The sequence below is a fragment of the Candidatus Protofrankia californiensis genome (assembly GCF_900634765.1).
In the GTDB taxonomy this organism is placed as follows: Bacteria; Actinomycetota; Actinomycetes; order Frankiales; family Frankiaceae; genus Protofrankia; species Protofrankia californiensis.
Map to the genome: position 1 here is coordinate 1518 of NZ_CAAAFT010000438.1, position 15676 is coordinate 17193.

Consider the following 15676-nt stretch of genomic DNA (forward strand, 5'->3'; position numbering starts at 1 on the left):
GCTCCAGGACGGCCACTTACTGCAGGCTGCTACAGCTACAAGCTGCTACAGGCTGCTACAGGCTGGCCACGTCGGCCTGCTTGGCCCGGACAGCCTCAGCGGCGGTGGCGAGCGCCGCCTTCTCCTGGGCGGACAAGGCGATCTCCACGACCTTCTTCACGCCACCGCGGCCGATCTCGGCGGGCACGCCGAGATAGACACCGGAGATGCCGAACTCGCCGTCCACCCACGCGCACACCGGCATCACCGCGCCGGAGTCCTCGGCCACGGCCTTGACCATCCGAGCAGCGGCAGCCGACGGCGCGTAGTATGCCGACCCGGTCTTGAGCAACGCGACCACCTCGGCCCCGCCGTTGCGGGTGCGGGTCACCAGCTCCTCGATCTTGTCGCCGGGGAGCAGCTCCGCGAGGGGCTTACCGTCCACCGTGCACTGCGAGGGCACCGGAACCATGGTGTCGCCGTGCGACCCCAGGGTGAGGGTCCGCACCGACTTCACCGGCACGCCGAGCTCCACGGCGACGAAGTTGGTGAAGCGGGCGGTGTCGAGCATGCCGGCCTGGCCGATGACCCGGTTCCGGGGGAAACCGAGGACGTTCGCGGCGAGCGCGGTCATCTCGTCCAGCGGATTGGAAACCACGACGACGACGGCCTCGGGCGAGGACTTCGCGATGTTCTCCGACACCTGCCGGACGATCTTCGCGTTGACCTCGATCAGATCCATCCGACTCATGCCCGGCTTACGCGGCAGACCGGCGGTGATGACGACGACGTCCGACCCCTCGGTGTCGGCGTAGTCGTTCGTCCCGACAATCGTGGTCTCGAAACCCTCGACCGGCCGCGACTGGTTCAGGTCGAGGGCGAGACCCTGTGGTTTGCCCTCGATGATGTCGGTGAGGACGACCGTGTCGAAAATGTCGTACTCGGCAAGGCGTTGTGCGGTCGTGGAGCCGTAGAAACCAGCTCCGACAACGGTTACCTTCCCACCCATAGGGTGTCAGCCCCTCAGTTTCTCGATGATGGCGTCGGCATATTCCACCGTCCCGACGGCGGTCGGTTCGGTACGGGTCGGCTTCGAGTCGCAGGTGACGCTGCGAGCTTCCTCGATGACCGCCGCCACCGCGTTCTCCAGGTTTACCGCCGCGGTCAGCTTACCGCGGTGTTCCGGCATGAGCTTTCCGGAGAGAATCATCGCGGCCGGGTTGACCTTGCGCTGGCTTTTATATTTCGGCGCGCTGCCGTGTGCCACCGCGAAGACCGCCGCCTCCGTGCCGATGTTCGCTCCCGGCGCCACTGCGAGGTCGGCGGTTTCCATGATGTCCACGCCGGCTTCCGGTACGTCCCGGCCAAAACTGGAACCGACGGTCGCGACAGCCGCTGCGAGCACCCGGCGGGTCGCCCCGGTGAGCTCGGGCCCGGTGCCATCACCGGGGATCAGGGTTACGCGATGGGTCGGCATGTGTACTGTTCGCCCCGCTCATTTGAACGCGATGCTTGGATATCGTGAGGTTACCGCGGTCGCCTCTGAGGTGGGCGGCCAGGGATCGGAGTCCGGCGACGGATCGGTGAAGCCTCCAGCGGGCCAAAGGCAGCGCGATCATGCGCCTTTCACGCTCGGGGTCCCGGCCGTGGAGGCCATTACGATCCCGGAACCGGTACCGCCAGCGTCACCACAATGATCATTGTGCCGAGGACCGCGAGTGTCGCGACGTCGAAAACTCTGCCCCTTACAACGAGCAATCCGACGCGTCGGGTCGGCAGGACCAACCGCAGGACGGCCCCGGCGAGCAGAGCCATACCCAGCCCGAGCAGACCCCGCCGCCAGTGGTTCTGTGACACGAACACCAGGGCGACGATCGCAGCGCCCAACACAGCCGCGAAGACCGGCTCCCACGCCGACAATGACCGCCGCCGGGTCGGGCGCTGGCGGTGACCGGCGTTCATCGCGGCGTTACCAACATGCTCGTGATTCACCGGCCGATACTCGGCCTCCCCGTCCGGACGCGGTTTCCCACCCGCTCACCCCGACCACAAACACAGTCTATGTCTGTTGGGAGCGGCCCTCTCGGCCGCGTCGTCTCCTGGGACGACCCTCCGCCCGTGTCGCCCGTGTCGTCCAGGCAGGCCCGGAGCATTATCGATCTTGATATGACCACACAAACCAGCCCTGCGTCGGCAGCCGAAAAACTTGCGATCATTCATCGATTCACAACCTTTCGGACCCCCGAGTGAACGCGTCGTGCGGGACTAGGGGAGACTGCCGCCGCAGCCCCCGGAGTGGGAGGGAGTGGGCCGTGGCAGACGAAACGCCACACAGCAAGAAGCTGCAGGAGCTGATGTTCCGGGCTTGGGAGACCTTCGGAGATGCCCGACACCTGGACAGCGACGACCGGGTGTTTGTCCAGGCTCTCGCGCGGCAGACGGCGGACAGGATCTCGGTCCTGTACGGCGCGAGCTGGCGGGAGGCGCTGGACTGGGTGGCGCAGCGTTACGTCCCTACCAACGACACGCCCGGAGGTAACATCCCGGCGTCCTCGAATGGCACCACGACGAGCGCGCCGCGGCGTGGAGCGGCAGCGGCGGAGTCCGCGTCCATCTCATGAAACGTTGGTGCCGTCCGGCCGCCGAAAGCGGATCCGGACGGCACCAACGAACAGTTACGCACCTCGCACCGGCGGGCCGAAGAAAGTCACGACGCGGTGACCGGCGCGGACCAGCAACTCGAACCCGTTACGGACCCGGCATCGGCCCCGCACACACCCGGTGGTGCGCCGGGCCAGGCAGGCCGATCCGGGCGAACCGGGCCGGCGGATGACGACGCCGTCGAACCACCAGCCGTGGCGCAGACACCCGCCCGTGACCCCATCCGTGACCCCGACATCGACCCGGCCCCGCCGGCCGCCGCGTTCTGGTCAGGTCGCGGCGGATTCGGGCGTCGTTTCCGGTGAGCACCGTCGGTGTACGGAAGTGTTCCGGCGCACCGGGATCGCACCGGGACGACGACAACCGTTGCCCGCACAGTCACCCTGACCGCCGGACTGTCCCGGCCGCCGAACCTTGACAATTCTTGATGACTCTTGGCAACTACCGTCAATGCGCAAAATGCCGGACGCCGGTGAAGTAGAGCGTGATCCCTCCTTCCCGTGCGGCTGCTATCACCTGCTCGTCGCGGACGGATCCACCCGGTTCGACGACCGCACGGACACCGGCGTCGATGAGCACCTGCAGACCGTCCGGGAAGGGGAAGTACGCGTCACTGGCAGCCACCGCCGCCTTCACACGGTCACCCCCGCGGGTCACCGCGAGCATCGCCGCATCCACCCGGTTCACCTGTCCCATGCCGACACCGACCGTGGCACCGTCCACGGCAATGAGAATCGCGTTCGACTTCACCGATCTGGCGGCCTTCCAGGCAAAGGCAAGATCGGCCAGGGTGCTCTCGTTCGCAGGCGCACCGGCTTCCAGCGTCCAGCCCGAGGGATCGTCACCGGCTGCGTCCAGCGCGTCCCGGGACTGCAGCAGCAGCCCACCGGAGATCTGGCGCATCTGCACACCGTGCGGGTGCGGCGGCAGGGGACATTCCAGCAGGCGGATCGAAGGTTTGCGGGCCAGGATCTCCACGGCACTGTCGGCGTAGCCGGGCGCCACCACGACCTCGGTGAATATCTCCGCGATCTGTTCGGCCAGGGCGAGGCTGACCGGACGGTTCGTCGCGATGACCCCACCGAAGGCGGACACGGGATCGCAGGCATGCGCCTTGCGGTGGGCATCGGCGATATCACGGCCGATCGCCAGGCCGCAGGGGTTCGCGTGCTTGACCACGGCCACGCACGGTTCGCTGAAATCGGCCACGGCCCGGCGTGCCGCTTCCGCGTCGGTGAAGTTGTTGAACGACATCGGCTTGCCGTGCAGCTGCCGGGCACCGGCAAGGCCCGGCCCGTCGTCCTCGGCAACGTACAGCGCGGCCCGCTGGTGCGGATTCTCGCCGTAGCGCAGGACTTCCCCGCGACGCCACACCGCGGCAACCGTGTCCGGCCAGCCGGACTCGCGGGCGATCTGGTCGGGTGCGCCGACGCTGGCGAACCATGACGCGACAGCGACGTCATATGCGGCGGTGTGCGCAAAAGCACGTGCGGCAAGCCGACGGCGCGCGGCCAGGTCGAAACCGCCGGCCCGGATCGCCGCGATCAGCTCCGGGTAGTCCGCCGGCGAGACGATCACGGCCACGGTGGGATGGTTCTTCGCGGCGGCACGGATCATCGCCGGACCGCCGATGTCGATCTGCTCAATCACCTCGTCCTCGGAGGCACCACCGGCAACCGTCTCCCGGAAGGGATAGAGGTTGGACACGACGAGATCGAACGGCTCGATGTCGAGTTCGGCGAGCGCCTCGGCGTGCTCAACATTGCGCAGGTCCGCGAGCAGGCCGGCGTGCACGCGCGGGTGCAGCGTCTTGACTCTGCCACCGAGGATCTCGGGAAACCCGGTGAGGGTGCTGATCGGCGTGACGGCCAGACCGTGACGGGCGAGGGCCTGCGCGGTCGAACCGGTGGAGACGACCTCCACCTCGGCGTCGGCGAACACAGCCGCGAGTTCGGCCAGACCGGCCTTGTCGTAGACACTGACCAACACCCGCCGGATGGGGCGCCGCCCCGTCGCGACCAGCTCGCCGCTACTGGGCGTGTCCGCGCCGGCATGCGGGAAACTCTGCGCTCCCTCCACCGGCTCGTTGGGCGAGGACTCCCGCGGGACCTGTGCGAATGTCATGTCCCCTCCTCTGACCGGACGATCCGGCCGATCGTCTGCACGTACAGGACGCGCTCCACTGCCTGGATGCGTGTACGCAGAGTTTCTTCCGTGTCGGACGCTTCCACGTCCACCGCCGCCTGCGCAAGGATCGGCCCGGTATCGACGCCTTCGTCGACCCAGTGGACCGTGACTCCACTGATCTTCACCCCGTGCGCGAGCGCATCCCTGACGGCGTGGGCGCCGGGGAACGCGGGGAGTAGCGACGGATGAGTGTTCACCGTCCGGAAGCGTCCAACAACCTGCTTTCCGAGGATCTTCATGTAGCCGGCGAGCACCAACAGATCCGGATCATGAGCGGCGATCTGCTCTGCTGTGGCCTCGTCGAAGGCCTCCCGATGCGGAAAGTCCTCAAGACGAACGGTGAACACCGGGATACCAGCAGCCAACGCTCGTTCCTGCGCACCGGTCCCGAACCGGTCTGTACCCACGGCGATGACCTCGACGCCGAAGGACGGATCCCGGCAGGCATCCAGCACAGCCTGCAAGGTGGTGCCCACCCCGGAGGCGAGAACAACCAGTCGTGCGGGCACGGGACTCTCCGGAAAACCAGGTGGCCGGCAACTCGCCGTCGAACCCGGCAACTCGTCGTCAAACAAGGACTGTTCCGACTGTACTGAGGTCAGGCGGCCTGTGCGCATCCATCGGGACCGCGTCACCGCGTCCAGGGCGAGGCGTAACGCCTGGCCTGTTGGAGGCATAAGACCTGGTCAGGCCGGGTGACGGGGCAAGCTGTGCGCCAGGTGGCCGACGTCTGGAACCGGGTCGCCGCCACCCGGTGACGCCGGCCCGCTCCGGTGTTCGCATGGATCGTTGATCAATTGGCCGGCCTGCGACCGCCCGACTTCGTGCTCGCGCGAGACATCGTCACAACCCGTGTCGAGACGGCCGAAATCGTCCCCGTCGAGGAGATCGCCGGGGCGGCACAGGTACAGCTCGGCCAGGCGCTGGAGGGTCTGAGTCGACGGCGCCCGGCCACCCCGCCCAGGCCAGACCTCCCAGTACGAGAAGGCCTTGCCCGTCTTCGGCGGATCTTCGCAGGGCCAGCGGGCGTTCCACCGCCGCGCCGCCTCCTCCTGCGTCCATCCGTGGGCGAGTCGAAAGGCGACCCGAGCGTTCAGCCGGTATCGACGCTGCCACTCCAGCGCGATCCGCCGATAGGACCACCCGAGCGCCCGCAGGCGCCTGGACTCGGCCCGCAGCTCCGCGGCGCTGACAGCCATGACGACCTCCCCGTCGACGAACCGATGATCGGACGTTAGCGGAGAGGTCGGACATTTCCAGTTGTACTGGCCGTCTGGACGCCGATCCGCGCGGTTGAGGATCAACCGGACAGGCCCTACCGGACAGGCCCTACCGAACAGGCATTACCGGCCAGGTTGGCCATAGGGTGGTTGGCCCTCACCAGCCTGCGGCGGCTGACCGTAGGGATCCGGCTGACCGTATCCGCCATACGGCGGCTGCCCGTAACCGGCCTGCGGCGGCTGCCCGTAACCAGCCTGCGGCGGCTGGCCATAGCCTCCCGGCTGGCCGTACCCACCCGGTTGCCCGTAATCCCCTGGTTGCCCGTACCCGCCCGACAACGGCTGTCCGTACGAGTCGTACTGGGTGCCGGGAGGTGCCGGGTGTGACGAGCGGTCACGAGGGCCGCCACGAGGTAGCGTGTGCCCGCCGGCAACGGCGGTCAGGACCGAGAAAGCCGTGATGGCCCCCGAGGCGATGAGCCCGAGCCACAGCCCGGCGGCTCGGTGGATGTGGTCAACCCCCAGCACCGTCTTGAGAAAAATCAAGATGGTGCCGAGAGCGGCGATACCCGCGATGATCAGAACCCAGTCGACGCCCACCGCCGGTAGCTGGACACGGGTGAAGGTTCGCACCGCCACCAGGCCGACCACGAGCAGCCCGAGTTCGACGCCGCCGTAGGCGAAGAAACCGACGCCCCACGCGTTCTCCCCGAACCCGCGGACCGCGAACCAGTCGAATAACGATGCGATGAACAGGACGACGCCGGCGGCTAGAACGCCGAGGTCGTTGTTCTGTATGTCGCGGCCGGCTATACGTGTCACGGGACGACCCCACTTCAGCGATCAGCGGTGACCTGACGGACCCATCCCTGACACCGTAGCCCTTTCACACCGGAACGACACGATCATGTCCGCGAAAGTACTCCGAAAGCACCCGCGGCGCCGGACAGGGTCCCGCGGACAACGCAACGAGTACGTAAAAGACAACCGGGCGTGGTCGGTCGCCGGAAACGACCGCCACACCCGGTCCGCAAACGGTGCGTCACAGCAGACGCACCGTTATGCAACGCTAGGAACAACAACCAGCAGGGACAGGATCAGAGGGAGCGCATGACATCGGCCATGAGACGGGCGGTCTCGGAGGGGGTCTTGCCGACCCGGACTCCCGCCTTCTCCAGGGCTTCCTTCTTGGCGAGCGCCGTCCCGGACGATCCGGACACGATCGCCCCCGCATGCCCCATCGTCTTGCCCTCCGGCGCGGTGAAGCCCGCGACATAACCGACGACCGGCTTGGTGATGTGCTCGTCGATGTAGGCGGCAGCACGCTCCTCGGCGTCACCACCGATCTCACCGATCATCACGATCGCGTCGGTGTCGGGATCGGTCTCGAACGCTGCGAGAGCATCGATGTGGGTGGTGCCGATGACGGGGTCACCGCCGATACCGACGCAGGTGGAGAAGCCGAAGTCACGCAGTTCGTACATCATCTGGTAGGTCAGGGTACCGCTCTTGCTGACCAGCCCGATGCGGCCCTGCGGGGTGATGTCACCCGGGATGATCCCCGCGTTCGACTTGCCCGGGCTCACGATGCCGGGACAGTTCGGCCCGATGATCCGCGTCGTGTTGCCCTTGGACTTCGCGTACGCCCAGAACGCGGTGGTGTCGTGCACCGGCACGCCCTCGGTGATGACCACGACGAGCGGGATGCCCGCGTCGATCGCCTCGATCACGGCCGCCTTGGTCCCGGCCGGCGGGACGTACACCACGGAGACGTCGGCGCCGGTCTTGTCGATCGTCTCAGCCACCGTCGCGAAGACCGGCACACCCTCGACCTCGGTACCCGCCTTCTTGGGGTTGGTACCGCCGACGATCGTCGTGCCCGCGCGCAGCATCCGGGCGGTGTGCTTGCGCCCCTCGGAACCAGTGATGCCCTGAACCAGGATCTTGGACGTCTCGTCCAGCCAGATTGCCATTGTCGGAAGCCTCTTCCCGTCCGCTCAGGCCGCGGTCGCGGCGAGCTCGGCGGCGAGCCGCGCCGCGCCGTCCATGGTGTCCACCGGCTTGACCACGTCGAGGTTGGCCTCGGTGAGGATCCGCCGGCCCTCGTCGGCGTTGTTGCCGTCGAGCCGCACGACCAGCGGGGTGGAGATGTCACCGACGATCTTCAGTGCCTGCACGATACCGTTGGCGACCGCGTCACAGGCAGTGATCCCGCCGAAGATGTTCACGAACACACTCTTGACCGCCGGGTCGCCCAGAATGATCGACAACCCGTCCGCCATCACCTGCGCGGACGCCCCACCACCGATGTCGAGGAAGTTGGCCGGCCGCTGCCCGCCAAACTCCTCACCGGCATAGGTGACCACGTCGAGGGTTGACATGACCAGGCCGGCGCCGTTGCCGATGATGCCGACCTGCCCGGACAGTTTGACGTAGTTGAGGCCCTTCTCCTTCGCCTTCTGCTCCAGCGGGTCCACCGCGGCGACGTCCACGAACGCGGTGTGGTCGGGGTGGCGGAAGGAGGCGTTCTCGTCCAGGCTGACCTTGCCGTCCAGCGCGATCACGCGGCCGTCACCGGTCAGGATCAGCGGGTTGACCTCCACCAGGGTGGCGTCGGAGCGGACGAAGACCTCCCACAGCTTCACCAGGAGCTCGGTGGCACCGTCCAGAGCCGCCTCGGGCAGCTTCGCCGCCACCGCGATCTGGCGGGCGACGGTCGCGTCCACCCCGACCAGCGGGTCGATCGGGATACGGGCGAGCGCCTCCGGCTTGGTCGCGGCGACCTCCTCGATCTCCATCCCGCCCTCGCGGGAGCACATGGCGAGGAAGGTCCGGTTCGCCCGGTCGAGCAGGAAGGAGGCGTAGTACTCCTCGGCAATGTCACTCGCCTGCTCCACGAGGACCGAATGGACAGTGTGGCCCTTGATGTCCATCCCGAGGATTGCCGATGCCTTGGCGGTGGCGTCGTCCGGGCCGTCGGCGACCTTCACGCCACCGGCCTTGCCGCGGCCTCCGGTCTTGACCTGCGCTTTGACGACGACACGTCCACCAAGATCAGTTGCGATGCCGCGTGCCTCGTCGGGGGTCGTGGCGACCTTGCCGGTGGGCACAGGCACGCCGTGGTCGGCGAACAGCTTCTTCGCCTGATACTCGAAGAGATCCACAGTCCGTCCAGTCGGATACGAGGTCGGTGGTCAGGATCGAACGTTCGAAAGTTCGGAGGAAGGGGAAGCCGCCCCGAGCCTACTGAAGGCGCCCGCCCCGGCAGATGCTGCTCCTGCCGCGGCGGCCGGTCACGTATGTCCGGGGTCAGTCACCATCATCACCCGGACCCGGTACCAAGCGCCTCGTTTTGTGGTGGTCGACACCGCGATCACACTGATCGCAATACCCACTATTCCGATCGAACCCGGCATGATCTCGGCGCCTGCGACGCCTGCGACGCCTGCGACGGCGGTGACGGCGGTGACGGCGATGCCTGCGTTACCTCGCTCACCCCGCATACGGATCCGGCCGCGAGCCATATACCCGAGCCCGGCGGCATACCCGAGCCCGGCGGGAACGTCACCGACACCGGACAGCCGTGTAACGCTCGATATCACAAACAGTGGCGACGGCATGTCGGGCGTCCTGTTGCCGGACCGGTGACGAAGGCATGACAGACAGGATGCGGCCGGCGGACCGGACAGCTGGCGGACCGGGCAACCGGGACGGCCGGGAACCTCAGCACCATCCCTGGGGGCTTACGGCCTGCGTGTCCCGCCGGAGGGACCTCACCCACGTACCCGCAGGGACGTCCCGGCCGAGCCGTCCCCGGCCGCCCCGGCCGTCCCTGCCGACCTCTGATCGGCCGGGACGGATCCCGCCGGGAGCCAACCCGGGGGAAACCCGGGAGGTTCAGCGCGCGGAAGCTCCGGTGGGATCGGATGCGTGGGCCGCGGCCACCCTCGACCGGATCCACTTGACGATTTCGCCCGTGGTCGTCCCGGGAGTGAATATCTCGGCGACACCCAGAGCCTTCAGCTCCGGAATATCGGCATCCGGTATGATTCCGCCACCGGTTACCACGATGTCGGTGGCACCACGCTCCCGCAGCAGCTCCATCAGGCGCGCAAAAAGGGTCATATGTGCGCCCGAGAGGACCGACAGACCGATGCAGTCGGCGTCCTCCTGGATCGCGGTCTCGACAATCTGCTCAGGCGTCTGGTGCAGGCCGGTGTAGACGACCTCCATGCCCGCGTCCCGCAACGCCCGCGCAATGACCTTGGCGCCGCGATCGTGGCCGTCAAGACCGGGTTTGGCGACCACCACCCGGATACGTTCACCGGTTTCGCTCACGCGGCCTCCTTGCGTTCACTGACGTCGCCCGCCCGGACATTACTTTCCGTGACGTAATGTCCCGTACATGACGTTCCGTGGCCCGATCTCTTCATAGACCCTAGCGGTACGCACCCACGGAAGCACGCCGTTGCCCGGCGGGATCACAGCTGCCGGCGGTCCCGGTCAACAGTCACGGCAAGGAACCAACAGTCGACATCCGTGACCTTCTTTTGTACTCTCAGTCACGGTAGACGTCGTGGTGGTTCCCAGGGCGTCTGCCAGACCTCACTACAGTTCGTCTGGTGCGAAACGGTTCGTCCGGTGCGAAATCCCGGGGCCCTGAGCCTGCGAGTATCGTGCCGTTCCCGGGTCCCTCCCCGCACGGGAGGTTCGGGCCCGGGAGACTGCTGAACAACGGCGTTCGGCCAGCGAGCCGGACAGGTGTTGTTCAGCAGCCTCCCGGGTTCCTTGGGGCCTCCGGCCGCGCGAGAAGGCCGACGATCGCGCTGCCTTCGGCCGGCTAGTTCTTTCGGCCAGCTGGTTCTTCGGACGGCTGTCCGAGCACGGACGGGAGCAGAGGCAATCGGAAAGCGTCAACTGGGGGCGGCGGCAAGCAGGGTCACCCGATCTGTGAGCACATCCGTGACCTGTCGCAGCACACAGGTGACCCGAGGCCTGCTCGACACACCGGCGGCGGTCCGCGGGATGGCCGCGGAAGCCACGTGGCTGATGACCCATATCGCCTTCTACCCGATCGGGGTCGTCTCGGAGAGGCTGCGCGAGCCGGCCGACCGCTACACCCTCGACGGCCTCTCCCCATTGCGGCGTGGGCTGCTCGTCGGCGACATAGAAGCCGCAGGCACACCGATTCTGCTGGTCCACGGTATGATCGACAATAGGTCGATCTTCACTCGACTGCACCGGTCGCTGCGCCGGCGGGGCTTCGGGCGAGTCGCCACAGTGAACCTGCCGCTGTTCACCTCGGACATTCCGACGGCGGCCCGCCGGCTTGGCACAGTGGTCGAGACAATGTGTGAGCAGACGGGCTACCCGCGCATACACATCGTCGGGCACTCCCTCGGCGGACTGGTTGCCCGCTACTACGTGCAGAAACTCGACGGCGACGCCCATGTGCACACACTGGTGACGCTGGGTACACCGCATGAGGGCACCCGCTTGGCGCGGCTGCTCCCCCCGATGGTGCCGTACACACTCCTGCGCCAGCTGGTCCCGGATTCGGACGTGATCCGCGAGCTGGCCGAACCCGCGCCGAACTGCCGGACGCGGTTCGTGGCCTTCTCAGGGGATCTGGACACGATCATACGGCCGAGCGAGTCGGCACTTCTCCATCATCCGGACCTCACCGTCCGTAACGTTCGCCTTCCCGGCGTCGGTCACCACTCGCTGCCGTTCAACATCGACGTCGTCCACCAGATCGCGACCACGCTCGCCCATCTGGACGACGTCGAACACACCGATCACGATCCCGACACCGGCGAGGAGGAAGGATCGGAGCCGGCGGCACAGCCGAGATCCCTCTCGGACGCCCGTCCCGACCCCACCCCATGGGGAGACTCCCGTTCGGCAACCGGAGACTTCCAGCATGATCGAAATCTTCACCACTCGCGATGACAAAAAGCAATAATTAAACCACTTTACGTACCACATCCACCGTGGGTGGGGGTGGCATCAAAGTTCCGGTTTGGGTCGGTGTAGCGTTCGAGTCGGTTTACAGGCTTTTCCCTCCCGCCGTGCCGCGACGCGGCAGGAGTCTTGTCGACCAACGGGAGCGTGATTTCGGGTTGTCACAACCCCCGGCCCGCAACTCAGGGCGGCACCGCGGCCACGGTAGGACCGCAAAGCACGGCGATCCGTTCGGCTTCGCCCGCCGGACGGTCTCGATGGCGCAGATCCGCCGCACCGGTATAGCCTCCGCCGTGGTCTCCACCCTCGGCATCATGATGATCAACACAACCGGCATCGCCCACTCCGAACCAGCGGGTCTTCCCGGACTGCGCACCGCCGGGACGATCTTCGGCCCGGCACCCACCGCGGCGGATGCCGCGACCGACGGGCTGAGCGATCCCTCCCTGCTCGGGCGGCAACCCGACGACAGCGAAGCCGCGCAACGCCAGGCCCAGACCGACCGTGTCGATCGGGACGAGGCACTGGCCCAGCTGTCCATCCTGCTCCTCCAACAGCGGACCGCGGCCGCGCAGACCGCACGCCAGCAGAAAGAGGCGCTGCGGTGGGTCCACCCGATACAGGCCCGTCTCACCCAACGGTTCGGTGGTGCCAACGGCCACCCCGGTATCGATCTCGGCGCACCGATGGGCACCCAGGTCGTCGCCGCCCACGGCGGTACCGTCATCTACGCAGGATGGGAATCCGGCTACGGAAACTTCGTCCAGATCCTCCATACGAACAATGTCGTAACTTGCTATGCCCACCTTTCCCGGATCGACGTCCGGGTCGGTCAACGGGTCGCCACCAGCCAGCAACTGGGCCTGGAAGGGTCGACCGGATTCTCCACCGGGCCGCATCTGCACTTCGAGGTCCGGCTCAACGGCCAGAACGGCGTCGAGGTCGACCCGCTTGCGTGGCTGGCCAAACACGGCGTCTACTACTGAACGGCGTCCGCTGCTACTGAACGGCGTCTGCTACCGAACGCCGCCACCGTTGCGGGCCCACCGTTGCGGCCCGACAACATCGGTGGAGACCCACGTTTGTGGGCGCGACGTTTGTGGGCGCGCTGCTCACAGCTTTTCGATCGGGGCGTAACGCAGGAGCAGACGCTTGGTTCCCGTCCCCTCGCCGAAGTCGATGCTCACCTCGCGGTTGTCCCCCGACCCTGCCACCGCGACGACCTGGCCCAGGCCGAAGGTGTCGTGGTTGACCCGGTCCCCCGTGGAAAGGTCGGGAATCGGGCGTGGCGCCGGCGCGGGCCGGCGGCCCGGTAGCCCACCGGCCTGCCCGCCCGACGACCGTGGTGACGCCGAACCCGACGCGGTCGCCTGCGGCCGAGAGGCGGCCGACGCCGGTTGTGCGTTCCCCTGCCAGCTGACCAACTCGGACGGCACCTCCTCAAGAAAACGCGACGGCGGGTTGTACGCCGGCTGACCCCAGGCACTGCGGACCTCCGACCGGGTCAGGTACAGCCGGGCACGCGCCCGGGTGATGCCGACATAGGCCAGGCGCCGTTCCTCCTCGAGTTCGGTCGGGTCGCCGAGCGTGCGCATGTGCGGGAAAACGCCGTCCTCCAGCCCGGTCAGGAAGACCACCGGGAACTCCAGCCCCTTGGCGCTGTGCAGCGTCATCAGGGTGACGACCCCGGCGGTACCCTCCTCGGGATCGGGTACCTGGTCGGCATCGGCGACCAGGGAGACTTGCTCGAGGAAGTCCGCGAGCGAACCCTGCGGAAACTGCTCGCTGAATTCCCGGGCTACGCTGACCAGCTCCTGGAGGTTCTCCACCCGCCCCTCGGACTCGAGGGTGTCCGCGGCGGCCAGCTCGGCGAGGTATCCTGTCCGTTCCAGCGCTGTTTCCAACGCCGCGACCGGGCCGTCGGCCACGGCCGTGCGCAATTCGGCGAGCAGGCCCGCGAAATCGCGGACCGCCTTCGCCGAGCGGGCGGCCAGGCCCGGGACCTCCTCCACACGGTGCAGGGCGTCGGCGAAGGGGATGCGCTCGCGCTCGGCGAAGGTGGCGAGCATCGCCTCGGCCCGATCACCGATTCCCCGCTTGGGCACGTTGAGGATGCGTCGCAGGTTCACGGTGTCCGCCGGGTTCACCAGCACCCGCAGGTAGGCGAGCAGATCCCGAACCTCACGGCGCTCGTAGAAGCGCACCCCGCCGATCACTCGGTAGGGCAGGCCGACCCGGATGAAGATCTCTTCGAAGACCCGGCTCTGGGCGTTGGTGCGGTAGAAGACGGCGATATCGCCGGAGCGCGCCAGTTCGGCGTCGGCCAGCCGATCGACCTCGGCGGCGACGAAGACGGCCTCGTCGTGCTCGTTGTCCGCGACATAGCCGACGATCTTCTCGCCGTCTCCGGCGTCCGACCACAGTCGCTTGGGCTTGCGCCGGGCGTTGCGTGCTATCACCGCGTTCGCCGCGGACAGGATCGTCTGCGTGGACCGGTAGTTCTGTTCCAGCATGATCACGGTGGCATCGGGGTAATCCTGCTCGAACTCGACGATGTTACGGATGTTGGCACCCCTGAAGGCGTAGATCGACTGGTCGGCGTCACCGACCACGCACAGCTCGGCCGGTTCCACCGCATGATCGCCCGTGCGCTCGCCGGAGTCCACATGATCGCCCGTGTCCGCGCCCGGCCGTACCGGCTCGCCGTCGACGGTCAGCGGGGAGGTGTGCCCCACCAGCTCCCGCACGAGGACGTACTGGGCATGGTTGGTGTCCTGGTACTCGTCGATAAGGACGTGCCGGAACCGGCGCCGGTAGTGCTCGGCAACATCCGGGAAGGCCTGCAGCAGGTTCACCGTCGTCATGATCAGATCGTCGAAGTCGAACGCGTTCGACTCGGCCAGCCGGCGCTGGTAGAGACCGTAGACCTCGGCGACGGTGCGTTCGACGTGGTTGGCCGCCTTGTCCCGGGCGGTCTCCCAGTCGACCAGTTCGTTCTTCAGGTTGCTGATCCCGGTGGCGAGTGCGCGTGCCGGGTACCGCTTGGGGTCGATGTCCAGGTCGCGCGCGACCAGCGTGATCAAGCGCTGGGCGTCCGCCGCGTCGTAGATCGAGAAACCGCTGGTGAACCCGATGCGCTTGGCGTGCGACCGCAGGATGCGCACGCACGCGGAATGAAAGGTGCTCACCCACATCGCCCGGGTCCGCGTGCCGACGAGCGCGGCGACCCGCTCCTTCATCTCGTTCGCGGCCTTGTTGGTGAACGTGATCGCCAGGATCTCGCCGGCACGAACCCCACGCGCGGCAAGCAGGTAGGCAATCCGGTTCGTGAGCACCCGCGTCTTGCCGGACCCCGCACCCGCGACGACGAGCAGCGGCGAACCCGCATGGACGACCGCGGCCCGCTGTTGCGGGTTCAGGCCGTCCAGCAGCGCGTCGGCATCGAGCTGGAGCGCGGCGGCACGGCCTCCCGGCGCATCCGGGACCGCCACGGGCCCGTCCCGATCGTCCGCGGGGTCGTCGAAGTCGGGGTACAGGCCACCGAGAAGCGTGCTCATAGGGGATCGATCATACGTTCGACGTCCGGCAGGTCCGACAGCGGTACACGCTCTCCACCCTACGAGGTGCCGGTCCGCGCCACGACTCCGCGTACCAGCCTCCGACGC

Annotated in this window: 15 protein-coding genes; 3 read left to right on the forward strand and 12 right to left on the reverse strand. The window is 67.4% G+C overall.

Annotated features, from left to right (window positions below; genetic code table 11):
- Positions 1-55 precede the first annotated feature (55 nt).
- The 3 genes from mdh to DD1DGNOD_RS22620 form a co-directional block, all read right to left on the reverse strand.
- A complete protein-coding gene (mdh, locus tag DD1DGNOD_RS22610; protein WP_131770999.1) occupies positions 56-988 on the reverse strand; it encodes a malate dehydrogenase in 933 nt (310 codons plus the stop codon).
- 6 nt (positions 989-994) lie between these two features.
- Positions 995-1456, reverse strand: a complete 462-nt coding sequence (locus DD1DGNOD_RS22615) for an isocitrate/isopropylmalate family dehydrogenase (protein WP_131768484.1) — start codon at positions 1454-1456, stop codon at positions 995-997.
- A 179-nt stretch (positions 1457-1635) separates the two neighbouring features.
- Positions 1636-1971 (reverse strand): DUF3017 domain-containing protein, encoded by a 336-nt coding sequence (locus tag DD1DGNOD_RS22620; RefSeq protein ID WP_241251787.1) that lies wholly within the window; start codon positions 1969-1971, stop codon positions 1636-1638.
- A 320-nt stretch (positions 1972-2291) separates the two neighbouring features.
- Between DD1DGNOD_RS22620 and DD1DGNOD_RS22625 the strand changes: the two genes are divergently transcribed.
- A complete protein-coding gene (locus DD1DGNOD_RS22625; RefSeq protein WP_131768485.1) occupies positions 2292-2600 on the forward strand; it encodes a hypothetical protein in 309 nt (102 codons plus the stop codon).
- Between the two features lie 487 nt (positions 2601-3087).
- Here the strand turns inward: DD1DGNOD_RS22625 and purH are convergent, their stop codons facing one another.
- From purH to DD1DGNOD_RS22660, 8 genes are all read right to left on the reverse strand, one after another.
- The gene (gene purH, locus DD1DGNOD_RS22630; protein ID WP_241251788.1) at positions 3088-4764 is read right to left on the reverse strand and encodes a bifunctional phosphoribosylaminoimidazolecarboxamide formyltransferase/IMP cyclohydrolase; all 1677 of its coding nucleotides are present in this window, start codon (positions 4762-4764) and stop codon (positions 3088-3090) included.
- The gene (purN, locus tag DD1DGNOD_RS22635; RefSeq protein WP_131768487.1) at positions 4761-5336 is read right to left on the reverse strand and encodes a phosphoribosylglycinamide formyltransferase; all 576 of its coding nucleotides are present in this window, start codon (positions 5334-5336) and stop codon (positions 4761-4763) included. The genes purH and purN overlap by 4 nt, the downstream gene beginning before the upstream one ends.
- 177 nt (positions 5337-5513) lie before the next feature.
- The gene (locus DD1DGNOD_RS22640; RefSeq protein WP_241251789.1) at positions 5514-6026 is read right to left on the reverse strand and encodes a helix-turn-helix domain-containing protein; all 513 of its coding nucleotides are present in this window, start codon (positions 6024-6026) and stop codon (positions 5514-5516) included.
- Positions 6027-6170: 144 nt separating this feature from the next.
- Entirely contained in the window at positions 6171-6869 is a 699-nt protein-coding gene (locus DD1DGNOD_RS22645; protein ID WP_131768488.1) for a hypothetical protein, read from the reverse strand.
- Between the two features lie 275 nt (positions 6870-7144).
- Positions 7145-8020 carry a succinate--CoA ligase subunit alpha gene (sucD, locus tag DD1DGNOD_RS22650; RefSeq protein ID WP_131768489.1) on the reverse strand — a complete coding sequence of 292 codons (876 nt, stop codon included), beginning with the start codon at positions 8018-8020 and terminating at the stop codon, positions 7145-7147.
- A gap of 24 nt (positions 8021-8044) precedes the next feature.
- On the reverse strand, positions 8045-9211 hold the full coding sequence (gene sucC / locus DD1DGNOD_RS22655; protein ID WP_131768490.1) for an ADP-forming succinate--CoA ligase subunit beta: 1167 nt from the start codon (positions 9209-9211) through the stop codon (positions 8045-8047).
- A 129-nt stretch (positions 9212-9340) separates the two neighbouring features.
- Complete coding sequence (locus DD1DGNOD_RS27445) at positions 9341-9667, reverse strand: hypothetical protein (protein ID WP_165036977.1); 327 nt, start codon at positions 9665-9667, stop codon at positions 9341-9343.
- 277 nt (positions 9668-9944) lie between these two features.
- Positions 9945-10385, reverse strand: a complete 441-nt coding sequence (locus DD1DGNOD_RS22660) for a cobalamin B12-binding domain-containing protein (protein WP_131768491.1) — start codon at positions 10383-10385, stop codon at positions 9945-9947.
- 612 nt (positions 10386-10997) lie between these two features.
- Between DD1DGNOD_RS22660 and DD1DGNOD_RS22665 the strand changes: the two genes are divergently transcribed.
- Together DD1DGNOD_RS22665 and DD1DGNOD_RS22670 are read left to right on the forward strand one after the other, a co-directional pair.
- Complete coding sequence (locus tag DD1DGNOD_RS22665) at positions 10998-11999, forward strand: esterase/lipase family protein (RefSeq protein WP_241251790.1); 1002 nt, start codon at positions 10998-11000, stop codon at positions 11997-11999.
- A gap of 269 nt (positions 12000-12268) precedes the next feature.
- Entirely contained in the window at positions 12269-12997 is a 729-nt protein-coding gene (locus DD1DGNOD_RS22670) for a M23 family metallopeptidase (protein WP_241251791.1), read from the forward strand.
- Between the two features lie 126 nt (positions 12998-13123).
- Here the strand turns inward: DD1DGNOD_RS22670 and pcrA are convergent, their stop codons facing one another.
- Entirely contained in the window at positions 13124-15568 is a 2445-nt protein-coding gene (pcrA, locus tag DD1DGNOD_RS22675) for a DNA helicase PcrA (protein WP_131771000.1), read from the reverse strand.
- Between the last annotated feature and the right edge of the window lie 108 nt (positions 15569-15676).